The sequence below is a fragment of the Pedobacter sp. genome (assembly GCF_041645105.1).
Taxonomy (GTDB): domain Bacteria; phylum Bacteroidota; class Bacteroidia; order Sphingobacteriales; family Sphingobacteriaceae; genus Pedobacter.
The window spans coordinates 474210-492995 of sequence record NZ_JBAZQQ010000001.1 but is presented as its reverse complement, the minus strand read 5'-3'; the positions used below and the strand labels follow the sequence as shown (position 1 = coordinate 492995).

The window sequence follows — 18786 nt, the reverse complement described above, 5'->3', positions numbered from 1 at the left end:
CGGTGCTAAAAAACATGATTTTTTAGGCCTTGAAAAACGTCCATTTTGAAAAAAAAATCTGACGGTTTTCTTGTTTTACGCAGAATTTCTGCTCTTCCTTTCAACGGTCTCTCCAAAAAGTGTTGAAAACTCCGGGAACGATCCCGGGAACGATCCCGATAAAAGAGCTAAAAAACGTAAAGTGTAATAAATACACTTTCTTTGCTGATTTTACTTTGTAATTAATTGTTGTTCAGTATATTGCTTTTTTGTTTGGTGGTTTTTATCAAAATGAGCTTGCAAATAATTTTGCAAATAATTTGCAATTTGAAGTATAAAATATGGTGTTAAAAAAAAATATGATATAAAATTTTGAATTGTCGTTGGCGACTGTAAATTTACCATAAGTGTTACATACACTTAACGTTAACCGAATATTACACCTTAAAACGAGTTCAAATATGAAAGTATTTTACCTAAAAAAGCATTACCTTTTGGTGCTTTTGGTTTTAACAGCACTAGGGGCAAATGCCCAGACCGGAGCCCTGGTTGGAAAAGTACTGGATGAGACCGGAATCCCACTACCAGGCGCATCTGTACAGATCAAGAGTATCAGTAAAAGTACACTCACCAATGCTGACGGAACTTATAAGATTACAGGTTTAAATAATGGTACTGTAGCTTTGCTAATTAGCTACGTAGGTTACCAGCCTAAACAAGAAACAGTAAAGATAAACGGTAACACAGTTGTCAACTTTAGCTTGAAGCCAGATCAACAGAGTTTAAACGAAGTAGTGGTAGTAGGTTATGGCACGCAAACACGTCGCGAAGTAACCGGATCTATCTCTAAAGTAACCGGCGAAAAGCTAACCGCTATTCCTACACCAAGTTTTGAAGCTAGTTTGCAGGGACAGGCTCCAGGTGTACAGGTAACACAAGGTAGCGGACTTGCTGGAAGTGGTTCTGTAATCAGGATCCGCGGTATCGGTTCAATTTCTGCCGGTGGTGATCCACTTTATGTAGTAGATGGTATTCCAATTACTTCAGATCCGTTTATTGGTGACAATCGGGGCGGAATGAACCAGAATCCACTGGCAACCATTAATCCTAATGACATTGAGTCCGTAGAGGTATTGAAAGATGCAGGTGCAGCAGGTATCTATGGTTCCCGAGGTGCAAACGGGGTGATTTTAATTACTACAAAAAGAGGGAAGTTGGGCAGACCGACTTTCAATCTGTCTACCAAATACGGTTTAACCACCTATGCTAACCGTCCGGAATTTGTAAGCGGATCGGAGTGGTTGCAATTGCGTCAGGAAGCATGGGCAAATGATGGAAATGTAGGTTTGGCTACTTTGCCAAATGGAATAAGCTGGGAAACAGCTGAAAAAAATAATACTGATTGGTGGGGATTGTTAACGAAAACAGGACATACGAATGATCAAAGCATTTCATACAGTCAGGGGACAGAGCGCATAAAAGCCTTCGTGTCTGCGAATTACAGTGATAATCAGAGTTTTCTTAAAGGTAACAGTTACGAACGATATGGTTTCAGAACCAATCTGGACGTTAAAGCAAATTCGTATATCAATACCAGCATCAATGTAGGATACGATAGAGGAACGAACACCAGGGTAAATGCAGCCTGGGGTGGCGGTTTAGGTGATGCAATGTCCACAGCTTTACCAATTTATCCCGTTTACAATGCTGATGGTTCTTATTTCAACAGTGGTGCGAATCCAGTAAGAAATGTAAATCTGCTAGATTGGAAAGCGGTTACTGACCGCGTAATTGCCGGGGTTACTTTTGAAGTTAAACCTGTAAAGAATTTAAGTATCAAAGCGATTGCGAACATCGATAACATGAATGTTAAAGAGAACCAGTTTCAACCCGCAGAGCTTAGAAATCAATCGAGAGGATATGCTAATTCATGGCCAACAAAGATATTTAACAATACGCTAACCGGAACGGCTAATTACGATTTGCAATTGAATGATAAGAATAAGCTTTCGTTTCTTGCCGGTGTAGAAACACAAGTTACTTACCGTCACCGTCATCCCAATGGAATTTATGGAGAGGCTGACGGGCCTTTCAATAAAGATCGTGAAAGTTTGAATCAAGCAATGAATACCCTAAAATCTACGCCTCTCTTTTATGTGCCCGGAGATCTTAGAGATACATTTGAGTCTTTATTTGGAAGAATCAACTATTCATATGACAATAAATATTACTTACAGGTTCTTGCAAGGAGGGACGGATCTTCCAAGTTCGGACCGAATAACAAGTATGGATATTTTCCTGCAGCATCTGCTTCCTGGTATATCAGTGAAGAAAACTTCTTGAAAGGAAATAAAGTGCTGTCAAATTTAAAAATAAGAACAAGCTATGGTTTAGTCGGCAGTTCTCAGTTCCCTTCTGCACAATATGATGCCTATTATGGTCCGGGAAGCATATACAATGGAGGAGTTTCTGTATATCCAAGTAACGTAGCTAACCCAAATCTGAAATGGGAAGAAGGTCGCAACTTCGATCTTGGTCTTGATTTTGGCCTATTTAACAATAGGATTAGTGGAGAGCTGGCCTATTATCATAAAAAAACATCAGGTGCATTACTTAACGGTGCCGTATCTCCTTCAACGGGCTTTTTAACTGGTTGGGTAAATGTTGGAACTATTTTAAACGAGGGCCTGGAGCTAAGTTTAAATACGATTAATATCCAGTCAGATAAGTTTAAATGGGTGACGAGATTAAATGTATCGCAGAATAGCAATAAGGTATTGGATTTAAATGGGTTTTCTGCCGACGCGGTGTCTGGTGGAACAAATGATACCCGGTTAGCCATAGGCCATCCACTAGGTGTAAATTTTTTGGTGAGGTATAAAGGGGTTGACCCAGCTGATGGATTACCAATTTGGCTGAATAAAGATGGTTACGAAACTAAGACCTTCTCTTTAGATGACCGCGTAATTACCGGACAGGTATTACCTGATTATGTAGGAGGTTTAACGAATACTTTTTCATATAAAGGTTTTGAGTTAAATACCCTGTTTACTTTTGCAATTGGTGGTAATCTTTATGATGGATCTGCAAAGCGTCAGTTAGGTATTGTTACGGATTGGAATATTCGTACAGATATTGCCGACCGCTGGCAAAAACCCGGCGATATCGCTAGGTTCCCCAGGTTAACTTTAAATACGAATGCTTATCCCGGACTAGCAAGCGAATGGCAGTACAATTCAACCTTGTTTCTATATGATGCTACCTTTGTTAGATTAAGAGAAGTTACACTTTCTTATGCATTGCCTGTCAGTTTTGCACAAAAGTTACGGTTACAGAGTTTAAAAGTATTTGCGGCAGGGATGAATTTGCTCACCTTTAGCAAGTATCCCGGAGGTGACCCCGAAATAGCCAGAGATTTTGCGAATCCGCAGGACAGAAACATGAGTCCTAATGTCACTTATTTGACGACTCCTCAACAAAAGAGTGTAACATTTGGCCTATCTACATCATTTTAATTGTTGACTATAATAAAACGAAGATGAAAATCAACTATAAAAATATTATAAAAGTCGTGGCTGTTCTGGCTGTATTAGCTGGTACAGGGACAGGATGTAAAAAATTTCTTGATTCACCTCCAGCATCGCAGATACCTGAAGAGGAAGCGATAGCCGATGAAGCAGGATTGAGAACTGTACTTATCGCTGGATATCAAAGTGTGGGTGGCGATTTTGCATTTGGTGGGAGGATAAAAGTAATGAGTGAATTGCTTGCTGACCAACTTGATGGTAGTCAGCAAAGTGGGGATTTTGGTGAGACCTTTCAACGAAAATCTTCCATTTTTGGGGATTACAAGAAGGACATGTACAAAGAGTTGTATCAAGGTATTTATCGTTCAAATGTTGTGCTTAAGTTTTTGGATAAAGCCAATCCTGCAAATAGAAATGATATTGAAGGACAAGCATTATTTATTCGCGCTATACTTCATTTTGAAATCGTAAAGTTGTTTGCCCAACCTTATCGCGCCACAACTGACAATTCTCAACTAGGTATTCCTTTACGTATAGCTACGTCTACCGAGTCTAAGAATAGAGCTACTGTAAAGGAAGTTTATGACCAGATCATTAGCGATTTGAAATCGGCAGAGTCAAAATTAACAGGTGAGAATACGGGATTTGCAACAAAATGGGCAGCAAAGGGCTTGTTGGCTAAAGTATATTTCCAAATGAATGACTTTCAAAATGCATATAATTATGCTAACGAAGTCATTACTACCAATAAGTTTATATTGGATCCCACTTATACTACACGATTTTCGGAAGGAATGTCTAAAGAAGCTGTTTTCCAGATCATTTCAACTAGAGGTGTGTTTGAGGCTGGTGGGCATTTAAGGGATAATATGCGTTCGGATTTTGTATTACCTAATATTAGATTCACAAAAGCAACTTATGATTTGCTGAATACGCCAAATGATGTAAGAAAGACTTTTTTAGATGCTGTTAAATACCCTGCATTTTATCCACTTACAAAATATAATAAAGACAGATTTAATATTCCGGTTGTCTATTTGACGGAACTTAAGCTGATCAGGGCGGAATCTGCTGCTGAAAACAATGCCAACCTTGATGTTGCAGTTAAAGATGTTAATGATATCATGAACAGAGCCTATGCTGGTACAAAAAGTATCCCGGCAATTTCTACACCTGCTTTTATCATTACCAATTCAAGACTTGAACGTAACCTTGAATTTATCGGGGAAGGAGTTAGGCTTTCTGAAATCAAACGTATTGGCGCACGAAGCGGGGAGAATGTAGACAAACGTGGATCAGTTTGGAACTGCCCGGGTTTCCTTTTACAATTCCCTCAGGAAGAAATGGCTACAAACCTGACTTTCCAACGCAATCCGGAAGGCAACTGTTTTTAATTCTAAACTTTAAGAGATAAACGTATGAAACGTATTCAATATATCCTATTCGCCATCTGTATCCTCTCGATATGGAGCTGCAAGCCTGAAGAGTTTGCACCAATTGGGGAGCCACAAAATATTGTCAAATCAATCCAGGGAAACTGGGGCTTAACCAAAGTAACTCAAATTGATCAGGATGCCAGTACAAAGGGCTTCCCTTACAAACAACTGGACATTACCTCAGTATATCCGTATACCGATTTAGCCCTCTCTTTTTTAGGCGATGCACAAGGTAATCCGTCTACATTTACCATTACTTCTGGTAATGCACCTAAAATAGCCGATTTAACATCAGGCAATTGGACTGTAGATGACGTAAAAGCCCCGACTTCCATTTCTTTAACAAATGGAACATTAACCAACAGCTTGAGCATAGGTTCTTATGTAAGCCTAAAAGCGGGAAAACTGATCATCAAAAGAGATAAGAAATTGAACGGAAAGGTTATCCTTTCTTACCAGTATGAATTCACCAAAAAGTAGAGCGGTTATGAAAAAGATATTATTATTAGTGGTATGCTGTTTTGGTGCAATGTGGGCATCAGGACAAGGAAAGGTTACTTTTAGCCCGGCGACTTTTACTGCTGAGGACGAGGTGACGATTACCTTAGATGTTACTGGTACTCCATTGGAGGGTGCTAACGACGTATATGTGTGGGCATTTTCTAACGATGGTATTGGGGGAGGAAAAGATGCAAGTACTAACGGACAGTGGGGTAGTTCTTCTGAAGACGCCAAGATGACTAAAACTGCAACCAACATATTCACCTTTAAATTTACAGGGACTACACTTTTCGGACAAAGTCCGGCTGAGCTGATTAACTTCGGTTTCCTGGGGAAATCTAAAGATGGCTCGAAGCAAACACCGGATTATAAACCGTTTAAGTTTGACCCTTTAGTGTTTACCGCTTCGCAGTTCAGGATATTCCCTGCAAAGCTGGATTATACGGATATGGCTACTGTTTATTTTCACCAGAGCCTGGCTACCGATATTAACTTGCAAAGAATGACGAATATAAAGGTGAACTTAAGTTTCTATAATGAAGCAGGTGATCCGGTTGGCTCGAAACAAGGTATTGCAACGGTAAAAGAGTCAGCTATTCTTTTTTCTTACTCTTTTATTCCTGATCGGGTAGTTACCATTCCGGCTGGAATTAAACTGGGCAAGTTCAGTTACCAGTTTACAGGTACGGTAAAAGATGCGAATGGACTTGATATAACAACCAGCGGTCCGGTAACAGAAGTAGTTTATACGGTATTCAATTAATCTTAAGGCGATGAAATACAAAATATTATATACGCTTCTTGCATTTGTAACAATTGCATTTGGATGTAAAAAGGCAACTTATGATGATGCATCAAAAGGAGAGGCATTGGGGACTTTTACCGCAACGGCACCTGCCAACAATACCATGTTGGTGCTTAACTCAGCAACACCGGGTAAAACAATTGACATTACCTGGACAGCCGCAAAACCAGGTGTAAGCACAGCCCCCACTTATAAATGGGTAGCTGCATTAAAGACTGGCTCGATAGATCAGCCGATCATAGAATTTCCATCAGATAATGGTGGCAAGGCCAATACACTTACTTTAACCCAGAAACAACTGGACGATGCATTGAAAGCAAAAGGAATAGCAGACGGTGCTAAAGCAGAGTTAATATGGCGCATTGTTGCTGATAATGGCACAGTAAAAGTGAATGGCGATACTTTTAACATTTCTGTAACCAGGTTTGGTGATGGCGTATCCAATTTTATATTGTACGGTCCCGTTTCAAGTGCTGATGTAATCACCATCAATCCCATATTAACAGAGCAAACACTTAATTTTAAATGGCAAAAATCTTTTGCCGGAAAAGCTGGTGCAAATGTCACGTACAAAGTTAAATTCATCAAACCTGATGGTAGCTTTGAAACGCCATTATTTGAGCTTACTTCAAATAATAACGGGTTGGACTCTAACCTGAATGTATCTTATAAAGATTTTGATGCAGCATTGACCACTGCTGGTTTAGCAGATCAGTCGGCTGTTGCTACCTTAAAATGGAGTGTTGAGGCTACTTCTGGTACATTTAAAAAGTTCTCTGATTATGCCAATGATGTTTCTGTACTTAGGGATGTAAGCCTGTTTATGGTAGGTAATGCGTCTGAATTTGGCTGGGACAACGGTAATCCAACCCATATGTATCGCGATGAAACGAACAGAGGTAAATACGTTTATACAGGTTATTTAAATGCAGGAGACTTTAAATTCATTACGGTTGTTGGCAGTTGGGAAACACAGTATGGCAACGACGGTAGTAACGGTGTTAAGCTGAAAGCCAAAGGATCTGATCCTGATCCTGGAACATATAATGTTGCTACAGCAGGTTACTATACGGTGAAAATCGATATCAATGCGCTGACTTTCTCCATCACTCCATATGATGCCTCAGGCGCAACAAGCTATAATTCTATTGGGATCATAGGAGGATTTAATGACTGGGCGAACATTACTGCTATGAGTAAGACTTCCTTTAATCCACACATCTGGACAATTACGCAAACTATCACAGCAAATACTGAAATGAAATTTAGAATTGACACTGGATGGGATGTGAACTGGGGGCCTGTAGAAGCTAATGTAAATGGCAAATACGGCAAGGCTGTAAGGGACGGTAAGAATATCAATGTGAAGCCGGGTACTTACAAAATACAGTTCAACGATTTGACTGGAGACTATATTTTCTATAACAAATAACAGATTAACTAAGTAATGCCGACCTGGAATATTCCTTGTCGGTATTGCTTTCCTGATGCTGCTTGGACATTCTTTAAGTAAAAGCGCCTAACCCATTTAACATGAGAAAACTATTTATCGCATTATTTTTTACTCTTTTAAGCGGCCTGGTAAATGCCCAGAAACTGGAACGTGTAGAACCCATGTTTTGGTGGGTAGGGATGAACAATCCTAAACTACAGTTACTGGTACACGGAACAGACATTTCCAAGCTTGATGTCAACTTAAATTATCCAGGCGTTAAGCTGGTAAAGGTAAATAAGGTTGAAAATCCAAACTACCTTTTCCTTGATCTTGAAGTTGCTGCGGATGCCAAAGCAGGGAAATTCCCAATTGAATTCTTGCAGGCAGGGAAAAGAAAACTGCAATATAGTTATGAACTTAAAAATAAGGAAACTAATCCATTAAGGATACAAGGAGTAAGTAATAAAGATCTGATCTATTTGCTGATGCCTGATCGCTTTGCCAATGGAGACCTTAAGAATGATGTAGTAAAAGGAATGCGTGAAACTAAATTGAACCGTGATTCCATGTATTACCGTCACGGTGGGGATATTCAGGGACTGATCAATAAATTAGATTACCTGAAAGACCTTGGGGTAACCGCGATTTGGATGACTCCGGAAATAGAAAACGATATGCCTTTGGTTTCTTATCATGGCTATGCGGCAACCGATCATTACAAAATAGATCCACGCTATGGTACATTGGAGCTATACAAAAGCTATGTAGACAAAGCTCACCAGAAAGGATTGAAAATTGTTAAAGATATAGTGCACAACCATATGGGGACAGGACATTGGTTTTATAATGATATGCCAATGAAAGACTGGGTAAATCAATGGCCCGCTTATACCCAAACAAGTTATCGTGATGAACCTGTGATGGATCCATATACCTCTATCGCGGATAAAAAGAAAATGCTGGACGGTTGGTTTGTACCTAGCATGCCTGATTTTAACCAACGGAACCCATATGTGCAAAATTATATCACTCAAAACCACATCTGGTGGGTAGAGTATGCGGGTATTGACGGATTAAGACTAGACACCTATCCGTACAACGATCCTGATTACATGAAAGACTGGGCACAAAAGATAAAAGCAGAGTTTCCGACATTATCCGTTTTCGGAGAAACGCTGGTACATACGGCTGCGGCACAAGCGTTTTTTACCGGTGGCAATACCGTAAACCGTGGTTTTGATACGGAACTGCCGGGCATAACAGATGCCGTCCTTAAAAATGCCATTTACGAGGCATTGAATGGTAAGTCGGGCTGGACAGATGGCGTTTTCAGACTATACTCTACAGTAGCACAAGATTTTCTTTATCAGGATGCAGAGCGTAACGTCATTTTTATGGATAACCATGATATGAGCCGATTCTATTCCATGGTAAATGAAGACATCGATAAGTATAAATCAGGTATGGCTTTGTTGTTAACCATGAGGGGCATCCCACAATTGTACTATGGAACAGAGATCCTGATGAAGAATTATTCTAACCCAGATGGATTGGTACGTTCAGATTTTCCCGGCGGATGGGCAACCGATAAAACAGATAAGTTTACAGCTGCCGGACGTACAGAAAAAGAAAATGAAGCCTTCAATTTTGTAAGAACACTGGCTAATTACCGTAAAAATAATTCGGCCTTACAAACGGGTAAAATGATGCAGTTTGTTCCTGAAAATGGAGTATATACTTACTTCAGGTATCAGCCGGAAGGTGCTACAGCAAGTGATGCCGGCAAAACTGTAATGGTCATCGTAAATGCAGAAGAGACTGCAAAAAGCCTTGAGACTTCCAGGTTTGCGGAATGTATTGGAAATGCATCTTCTGCAACCAATATCATCAATGGCGAAAAATTAAATACACTTAAAACAATCGCAGTGCCCGCAAAAACAACATTGGTACTTGAACTGAATTAAATGAGTAATATAACAGAACATATGGCCTGCATATTTGACCTTGATGGTGTCCTGGTGGATACTGCCGTATACCATTACCAGGCATGGAAACAACTGGCAAATTCACTGGGTTTTGACTTTACACATGCGCAAAATGAACAGCTGAAAGGGGTAAATCGCATGCGTTCACTGGATATGATCCTGAATTGGGGAGGCATAGAAAAGAACGAAGCGGAAAGAGAAGAACTTGCCTCGCTTAAAAATTCTTGGTATGTAGCCATGATTAGTAAAATGACTACTGACGAAGTATTACCAGGTTCTTTAGAGTTGTTGCAGGATTTGAAAGCCTGGGGTATTAAAATAGCACTGGGCTCAGCGAGCAAAAACTCTTCACTGATATTAGAACGGACAGGCCTCACTCATTTTTTTGATGCTATCGTAGATGGGAACGCGGTGACCACCTCCAAGCCTGATCCGGAAGTATTTTTGAAAGCCGCAGAGCTACTTGGTGCAGCTAATAAAGACTGCATAGTGTTTGAAGATGCACTGGCAGGCGTGCAAGCAGCTATAGCAGCCGGAATGCATGTGGTAGGCATTGGTGAACCCGAAAATTTACCAGGTGCAAAGCTGGTGATAAAAGACCTCTCAGAAATAACAATTGCCGAACTCTCGGCTTTGAAAAGTCAGGAAATAGAAAAAGGATAATGTATGCCAACCGGTTAGCCGGTAAGTGTACCAGAGCAGTATAAAGATGAAGAATTACATAAAAGCAGACGAGTGGAATATTATTGAGGAAGGTTTTGATCCTCATTTAAATAAAGTATCAGAAAGTTTGTTCAGTATTGGCAATGGACGTATGGGCCAGCGTGCTAATTTTGAAGAAGCATATTCTGGAGAAACCCTGCAGGGTAATTACGTAGCTGGAGTATACTATCCAGATAAAACCCGTGTAGGATGGTGGAAAAATGGCTACCCGGAGTATTTTGCCAAAGTATTAAATGCTGCCAACTGGATTGGTATCGACATCACTATTGAAGGCGAAGTACTGGATCTTTTTACCGCTAACGTAACAGACTTCAAAAGGGTACTCAATATGCAGCAAGGTACGTTGAGCCGTACTTTCACCGCTGAACTAAGAAGTGGTAAAATTATTCAGGTCGAAGCGTTACGTTTCTGTAGCATAGCCGAAGATGAACTGGCAGCTTTACATTATAAGATTACTGCTGTTAACTTTGAAGGAAGTATTTTGATTACTTCATATGTTGACGGTGACGTGAAAAATCAGGATGCTAATTATGATGAGAAATTCTGGAATGAAGTAAAACAAGAGCAGGTAAATGATACGGATTATCTGGTGTTACGAACCAAAAAGACAGAATTCGACGTATGCACAGCAAGCCATACAGCCATCATTAATAATGGCCAAAAGCAAACGTTAAAACCTGTCTCTAAAGAAAAATATCTTGGACAAACTGTCGCAGTATACCTGAAACAAGACCGTACTGTTGATATCTATAAAATTGCAGCAAACCTTTCTTCACAAAATTATAATAAGGAAGAACTACTTGCAGTTGCCAAAACAAAAATGGCAAACGCAGTCGCAAAAGGTTTTGATCAATTGCTTAAAGCACAAATCGCTGCCTGGGCTGCAAAATGGGAAGAAAGTGACATGGTGATTGAGGGAGATGTTAAAGCCCAGCAAGCCATTAGGTTCAATATTTTCCAGCTCAATCAAACTTATACCGGTAAAGATGCCCGTTTGAATATCGGGCCTAAAGGTTTTACCGGCGAAAAATATGGAGGCTCTACCTATTGGGATACAGAAGCGTATTGCATTCCGTTTTATTTATCTACTGCCCCACAGGAGGTAGCCGAAAACCTGCTGGTTTATCGTTATAAACAGTTGGATAAAGCGATTGAAAATGCTGAAAAGCTAGGCTTTAATAAAGGTGCTGCCTTATACCCCATGGTAACGATGAATGGCGAGGAGTGTCATAACGAATGGGAGATTACTTTTGAAGAGATCCATAGAAACGGGGCTATAGCTTTTGCTATTTTAAATTACATAAGGTATACAGGTAAAGAAAATTACCTGGCGCAATATGGTCTGGAGGTATTGATAGGTATCGCACGTTTCTGGAAACAGCGCGTAAACTGGAGTGTAGATAAACAAAAGTATGTAATGCTTGGGGTTACAGGTCCCAACGAATATGAAAATAACATCAATAACAATTGGTATACCAACAAGCTTGCCGCATGGTGTTTAAGGTATACTATGGAAGCTGCGAATATTGTTAAAGCACAGCATCCTGAAAAATATAAAGCAATCGTAGAAAAAACAAAGCTTAATGAAGATCAGGAGTTTAAAGACTGGACTGCTGTGGCGGATCAGATGTATTATCCTTACGATGAAAAAGAGCAGGTATTTCTTCAACAGGATGGTTTTATGGATAAAGAACAAATCCTGGTTAAAGATTTGCCAGCCAGCGAGCGCCCTTTGAACCAGAAATGGAGCTGGGACAGGATATTACGTTCCTGCTATATCAAACAAGCTGATGTTTTACAGGGAATGTATTTCTTCGAAGATGAATTTGATCAGGAAACCTTAAAAAGGAATTACAACTTCTACGAAAGAAGGACTGTCCATGAAAGCTCTTTATCACCATGTGTTCACAGTATTTTGGCCGCTAAATTAAGTGATGAAGAAAAAGCTTATGAATTTTACCTGCGTACGGCACGTTTAGATCTGGATGATTACAATAACGACACGGAAGATGGCCTACACATTACTTCAATGGCCGGCACATGGATGAGTATTGTAGAAGGATTTGCGGGGATGCGTGTGCGTAACGGACAACTAAGTTTTAAACCTTTTTTACCAAAAGCCTGGAAGTCATTCTCCTTTAACATTGGTTTTAGAGGTATTCAGTTAAACGTACATATTACTGCATCCCAAATCAGAATTGTAAATAATGCAGATCAGGTATTGGAGATCAGTATATTTAATCAGCCTTATACATTTCCTAATGGAGAAAAGGCGATTAATTACAACGAACTATTGGTATGACAGCGCACCTAAGAATCCTTATTTTGATTTTACTGACGATTATTGCAGATCCGGCTATTGGCCAGGCGCAAAATAAACCGGTAATTTACCAGTTGTTGCCGAGGTTGTTCGGGAACAAACAAACAGCAAACGTTACTTATGGCACCATTGAACAGAATGGAAGTGGTAAGTTTAATGATATCAATGTGAAAGCATTGGAAAGTATTAAGGAACTGGGCGTTACCCACGTCTGGTATACCGGGGTGATTGCCCATGCAAGTATGACCGATTATAGCGCCTTTGGCATAAAAGCTGATGATGCCGATGTGGTTAAAGGTAGGGCAGGTTCGCCTTATGCCATCAGGGATTATTATGATGTCGATCCTGATCTGGCAGTGGATGTAAAGGGAAGGATGAATGAGTTTGAGGCTTTAGTCGGCCGTACGCATAAAATGGGTATGAAAGTGATCATTGATTTTGTTCCTAATCACGTAGCGCGCCATTATCATTCTCGTATGAAACCAAAAGGTGTGGAAGACTTTGGAATCAAAGACAATACCACAAAAGCCTTTAGCGTAACCAACGACTACTATTATATTCCGGGAGAGCATTTTGTAGTACCGGGAGAACTGGATAAGAACGATCCACTGTACGATTTAAAAGATTTGAAATTTGATGAAATGCCGGCTAAGGCGACAGGTAATAATGTATTCTCTAAAGCACCTTCGCAAAATGACTGGTATGAAACGGTAAAGCTAAACTATGGGGTAGATTATCTTAATGGAGAGAAGCAGTATTTTGATCCTAAACCATCGGTATGGTTAAAAATGCGGGATATTCTTCTCTATTGGGCTGCAAAAGGTGTTGATGGCTTTCGCTGCGACATGGCAGAAATGGTGCCTGTTGAATTCTGGGAATGGGTGATCCCCGAGGTAAAAGCTAAATATCCATCCATGCTATTCATCGGCGAAGCTTATAATGCCGCTGTCTATGCCACCTATTTAAATAAAGGTCGTTTCGATTATTTGTATGATAAAGTAGGTTTATATGACGGGCTTAAAAGACTTATCAGAGATGAACACAAGGCGGATGTTAAAGAAATCGCAAGAGTTTGGCAGGTAGAAACTGCTGGCTTTGGCGACCGTATGCTGCGCTTCCTGGAAAATCACGATGAAGAGCGAATTGCTTCAGCTGGATTTGCAGGTAATCCTTTATATGCACTGCCAGCGATGGTGGTTTCAGCAACCTTGTCTGCCGGACCTGTAATGTTGTACTTTGGCCAGGAGGTCGGGGAGCCAGGTAAAGGAGTGGAGGGCTTTGGTGGTGATGATAACCGTACCAGTATTTTCGATTATTGGGGTGTTCCGGAACATCAAAAATGGATGAACAATGGCGCGTTTGATGGTGCTCTATTAAATAAGGAACAACAAGAGTTACGTAATTACTATAAAAAACTAATGGGGATTGTTTCTGTGTCTGATGCCATTAAACGTGGTCAGATTTATGAAATACCTGTTTCTGGTAACATGAACAACAAGATGTACGGCTATATTCGGTATACCGCAAAGCAGCGTTTGTTGATTATTGTGAATTTCGATCGTAACCAAACGTTAGAAGCGAATATAGCACTCCCGGAAGAAGTCTTAAAAATTAAAGCTTCGGTACCCGTTACTGATTTGCTAACCGATAGAAAATTAAACATCCCTGCTGGAATTACTATTCCTGTAAGTGTGTTACCTGTTTCTGCACAGATTATAGAATTTTAAACCAAATAGATGAGCTTAAAAACATTAACCGAAAACCCAAAGCTAAGTTTAGTCCAAATCATTAATATGAGCGTCGGCTTTTTCGGCATTCAGTTTGGTTGGGATTTACAGCGTGCCAATATGGGCCGCATATATGAAAATCTGGGTGCAAATCCGGATCAGGTTCCATTATTGTTTTTAGCTGCTCCCTTAACTGGTTTGCTTGTTCAGCCAATAATTGGCTATATGAGCGATCGCACATGGCACCCAAAATGGGGTAGACGAAGACCTTATTTTATGATTGGCGCTATTGTGAGTTCCATTGCGCTTATTTTTATGCCACATAGCAGTGCGTTGTGGATGGCTGCAGGTTTGCTATGGATTTTGGATGTTGCAGGGAATGTGGCGATGGAGCCTTTCAGAGCTTTCGTGACCGATAAATTACCTGATTCTCAAGTCAACAGAGGCTTTATCATGCAAAGTATGATGATTGGGCTTGGCGGAAGTATCGCGTCGGCACTACCCTGGTTAATGAACAACGTTTTTCATCTGAGCAATACGGCCAGTCAGGGCAATATCCCTGAAAACGTGAAATTCTCTTTCTATATAGGGGCCTTCTTTTTCCTGGCTGCGGTATTGTATACGGTTTTTACTACCAAAGAATATCCACCCTCAGATGTCGACTTTAAAGAGAAGGTCCTGGAAAGCAATAAAGGTTTCGGTGCCGGCGCAAGAGAAATCTGGCACTCGCTATTGAATATGCCGAAAAGGATGCAGATTATTTCGTTGGTGCAGTTTTTTACCTGGCCGGGCTTGTTCTTAATGTGGTTTTATTATACTACTGCTGTTGCTGTAAATGTATTTGGCGGCAAAGATGCCAGTGATCCGGTGTATGCTCACGGAGCTGATTTTGGTAGTTTAACGCTGGCCTACTACAGTGTAGTAACCTTTTTGTTTGCATTGGTATTGCCTAAAATTGCCGACAAATTAGGTCGTAAAACTACACATGCATTGTGTTTATTGTGTGGTGCTTTCGGCCTAATCAGTGTAGCCTGGGTACAAGATAAGAACATGCTTTATTTATGTATGACAGGGGTAGGCATAGCATGGGCTAGTATTTTATCTATGCCTTATGCCATGTTGAGTGGTTCCTTGCCAAAGGATAAAATTGGCATTTACATGGGCATATTTAATTTCTTTATTGTGTTGCCCGAAATTATTGCTTCACTGGGCTTTGGCTGGCTAATGCGCGAAGCGCTACATAACGACAGGCTTTTAGCCGTACAGATGGGGGGAGGCTTAATGATTATTGCTGCAATTATTTGTTACGTTTTTATCAGAGAGCCGCGAAAGACGGATAAGAATTTAGCGGATAAATTGGCTATTGAAGGAAGAGATCAATAAAATTAAACCATAAACTAATGAAAAGATTTTATCTGGTGCTACTGATTTTATCAGTATTGGCCACCGCATGCAAAAAAGGAAAGGTTACGCCAGAGCCAACAAGACCAGTTGTTCCGGTTACTCCTAATCCTCCGGTTACACCCGACCCGGTTCTGCCAGCAGCAGCAAAGGATGGTGTTGTATTTATCAATAATGGTACATCAGCTATTGTTACCCTGTATGCCCCATACAAGAAAACGATAGCACTAATTGGTGAGTTTAATGATTGGAAAGCCTTGCCAATGAGAAATACTGCGGATGGAAACGTCTGGTGGGTACAGATAGATAACCTGAATCCCAATACGGAATATGCTTACCAGTTTTTGGTTGATGAAAGCTTGAAGGTGGCGGATCCTTATTGTGAAAAGATACTCGATGAATCAAATGATATTCATATTGATAACACTACTTACCCTTCTTTAAAGGCGTATCCGAAAGGTAAAACCACTGGTATTGTGAGTGTAATGCAAGCCAACCAACCTGCCTATACCTGGAAAAATACAGCAGGTTTTACAAGGCCTGCAAAGAATAATCTTGTCATTTATGAGTTGTTAATTAGAGATTTTACAGCAGAGCATAATTATGCATCAACCTTGCAGAAGCTCGATTATCTAGTAGGATTGGGCATCAATGCTATTGAGCTTATGCCAGTAAATGAGTTTGAAGGAAATTTAAGTTGGGGTTATAATCCTTCTTTTTACTTTGCGCCGGATAAGTATTATGGTACAAAAGCAGCACTACAAAATTTTATTGATGAATGTCATGGTAAAGGGATTGCTGTGATTTTGGATATGGTTTTGAACCATTCATTTGGGCAGTCGCCCATGGTTCAGCTTTATTTTGATCAACCTTCGGGTAAGCCTCTTGCCATTAGTCCATGGTTTAATACCCGGTCTGATACTCATCCATATAATGTGGGCTACGACTTTAATCATGAAAGTACTGCTACAAAAATATTTGCTAAAAATGTTATGAAGTTTTGGATGCAAGAGTATAAAATTGATGGTTTTCGCTTCGATTTATCGAAAGGTTTTACACAAAAGGTATCAACAGATGACGCCTCTTTTAGTGCTTATGACGCAAGCAGGGTCGCAATCTGGAATGATTACAATAATCATATTAAAAGTATTGATGCTAATAATTTTTACGTGATATTGGAACATTTTGCTGATGCTGCGGAAGAGAAAATATTAGCTGATGCAGGTATGATGCTTTGGAATGGTCTGAATGTAAATATGAACGAGGCAACTATGGGCTGGGTTAGCAACTCTGATTTCTCATGGGCTTTTTCTGCCCGTCATGGTTTCGCCAGATCAGAAAACCTGATCAATTTTATTGAAAGTCATGATGAAGAACGTACCATGTATAAAAACTTGAATTATGGAAATGTGACAACTTCTTATAGTGTGAAAAATCTGACTACAGCTTTAAAGCGAGAAGAAATGGCAGCGGCTTTTCTATTTGCTGTTCCTGGACCAAAAATGATCTGGCAGTTTGAAGAACTTGGATATGATATCAGTATAAATTATAACGGACGGACGGGTAATAAACCTATCCATTGGGAGTATTTTCAACAATCTGAGCGTAAGGCTTTATATGATACTTATGCAAAGCTAATAGGATTGAAAAAGAAGAATGCTATTTTTAATGCTACAAATGCGAGTTATAATTTATCTGGTGATATTAAGTATGTGAAGTTGGTTGAAGGTTCCAATACTGTGATGGTAGTCGGTAATTTTGATGTAAATAACAAGAATGTTAGTATTGATTTTGGTACATCAGGATTATGGTATGATGTACTTAGTGGAGGAACAATCACGCTAGGTACTTCGATTTATAACAAAATGCTTGCTGCGGGCGAGTACCATGTGTACAGTAGCGCACCACTTAACGGTGGTTGAAATAAATAACGTTTTTAAAATAAAATGTCTATTTTTACAGCCCGATTATGGAACAGATAAAAACATCATTCGATTTTGAAAAGCCTATTGTTGAATTAGAACAACAAATAGAAAAGGTTAAGCAAGTTGCGGAAAAAACCAAAGTAGATATGTCTGCTACCTTAACAGAGCTTGAAGGAAAACTAGACGCTACACAGCAAACATTATATAACAACCTAACAGGTTGGCAAAAAGTTCAAATGTCCCGTCATGCTGAAAGGCCACAGACGCTGGATTATATCAGTATGATCTGTGATGATTTCATCGAGATGCATGGTGATAGAACGGTTAAGGATGATAAGGCTATTATTGGAGGTTTTGCAACAATTAATGGCGAAACGGTAATGATTATTGGACATCAGAAAGGTAAAAACACAAAAGAAAGACAATACCGTAATTTTGGTATGGCTAATCCGGAAGGTTACCGTAAGGCTTTACGTTTGATGCGTTTGGCTGAGAAGTTCAATAAGCCTGTTATCTCTTTTATTGATACTATGGGTGCTTACCCTGGTCTAGAGGCTGAAGAGCGTGGACAAGGTGAAGCCATTGCACGTAATTTACTTGAAATGTCGGTATTAAAAGTTCCTATCATTTGCTTTGTAGTAGGTGAAGGCGCTTCGGGTGGAGCATTGGGAATTGGTATTGGTGATAAAGTATATATGTTGGAACACACCTGGTATTCTGTGATCTCTCCTGAGTCCTGCTCATCAATCTTATGGCGTAGCTGGGATTATAAGGAGCGTGCTGCAGAGTGTTTAAAGCTAACTTCTGATGATATGTTTAAGAATAAACTTATCGATGGTATCATTAAGGAACCACTAGGAGGGGCACACCAAAATCCTGAACTAATTGCGCAGACTGTAAAAGCTCAGATTATTGCAGATCTTAAAGTGCTTAAAAAAGAAAAGACAGAAAAAATGATTTCTGCCAGAATTGAAAAATTCTGTGCAATGGGAGTCGTTAACGAATAAAAGAGTTATCTGCCT

The 18786-nt window shown here is 39.9% G+C and carries 12 protein-coding genes; all 12 read left to right on the top strand.

Annotated features, from left to right (window positions below):
• Positions 1–440 precede the first annotated feature (440 nt).
• Complete coding sequence (locus WC623_RS02055; protein WP_372847846.1) at positions 441–3494, top strand: SusC/RagA family TonB-linked outer membrane protein; 3054 nt, start codon at positions 441–443, stop codon at positions 3492–3494.
• 23 nt (positions 3495–3517) lie between these two features.
• Positions 3518–4900: a RagB/SusD family nutrient uptake outer membrane protein gene (locus WC623_RS02050; RefSeq protein WP_372847845.1), complete on the top strand. Its 1383-nt coding sequence runs from the start codon at positions 3518–3520 to the stop codon at positions 4898–4900.
• Positions 4901–4924: 24 nt separating this feature from the next.
• Positions 4925–5422 (top strand): DUF5004 domain-containing protein, encoded by a 498-nt coding sequence (locus WC623_RS02045; RefSeq protein ID WP_372847844.1) that lies wholly within the window; start codon positions 4925–4927, stop codon positions 5420–5422.
• Positions 5423–5429: 7 nt separating this feature from the next.
• On the top strand, positions 5430–6206 hold the full coding sequence (locus tag WC623_RS02040; protein ID WP_372847843.1) for a hypothetical protein: 777 nt from the start codon (positions 5430–5432) through the stop codon (positions 6204–6206).
• Positions 6207–6216: 10 nt separating this feature from the next.
• Positions 6217–7680 carry a SusF/SusE family outer membrane protein gene (locus WC623_RS02035; protein WP_372847842.1) on the top strand — a complete coding sequence of 488 codons (1464 nt, stop codon included), beginning with the start codon at positions 6217–6219 and terminating at the stop codon, positions 7678–7680.
• 101 nt (positions 7681–7781) lie between these two features.
• Positions 7782–9647, top strand: coding sequence for a glycoside hydrolase family 13 protein (locus WC623_RS02030; RefSeq protein WP_372847841.1), 1866 nt, complete (start codon positions 7782–7784; stop codon positions 9645–9647).
• Positions 9648–10331: a beta-phosphoglucomutase gene (gene pgmB, locus WC623_RS02025; RefSeq protein ID WP_372847840.1), complete on the top strand. Its 684-nt coding sequence runs from the start codon at positions 9648–9650 to the stop codon at positions 10329–10331.
• Between the two features lie 46 nt (positions 10332–10377).
• Complete coding sequence (locus tag WC623_RS02020) at positions 10378–12693, top strand: glycoside hydrolase family 65 protein (protein ID WP_372847839.1); 2316 nt, start codon at positions 10378–10380, stop codon at positions 12691–12693.
• Entirely contained in the window at positions 12690–14438 is a 1749-nt protein-coding gene (locus tag WC623_RS02015) for an alpha-amylase family protein (RefSeq protein ID WP_372847838.1), read from the top strand. The genes WC623_RS02020 and WC623_RS02015 overlap by 4 nt, the downstream gene beginning before the upstream one ends.
• A gap of 9 nt (positions 14439–14447) precedes the next feature.
• Positions 14448–15821: an MFS transporter gene (locus tag WC623_RS02010; protein ID WP_372847837.1), complete on the top strand. Its 1374-nt coding sequence runs from the start codon at positions 14448–14450 to the stop codon at positions 15819–15821.
• 17 nt (positions 15822–15838) lie between these two features.
• Positions 15839–17761, top strand: coding sequence for an alpha-amylase family glycosyl hydrolase (locus WC623_RS02005; RefSeq protein ID WP_372847836.1), 1923 nt, complete (start codon positions 15839–15841; stop codon positions 17759–17761).
• Between the two features lie 47 nt (positions 17762–17808).
• Positions 17809–18771 carry an acetyl-CoA carboxylase carboxyltransferase subunit alpha gene (locus WC623_RS02000; RefSeq protein WP_372847835.1) on the top strand — a complete coding sequence of 321 codons (963 nt, stop codon included), beginning with the start codon at positions 17809–17811 and terminating at the stop codon, positions 18769–18771.
• Positions 18772–18786 lie beyond the last annotated feature (15 nt).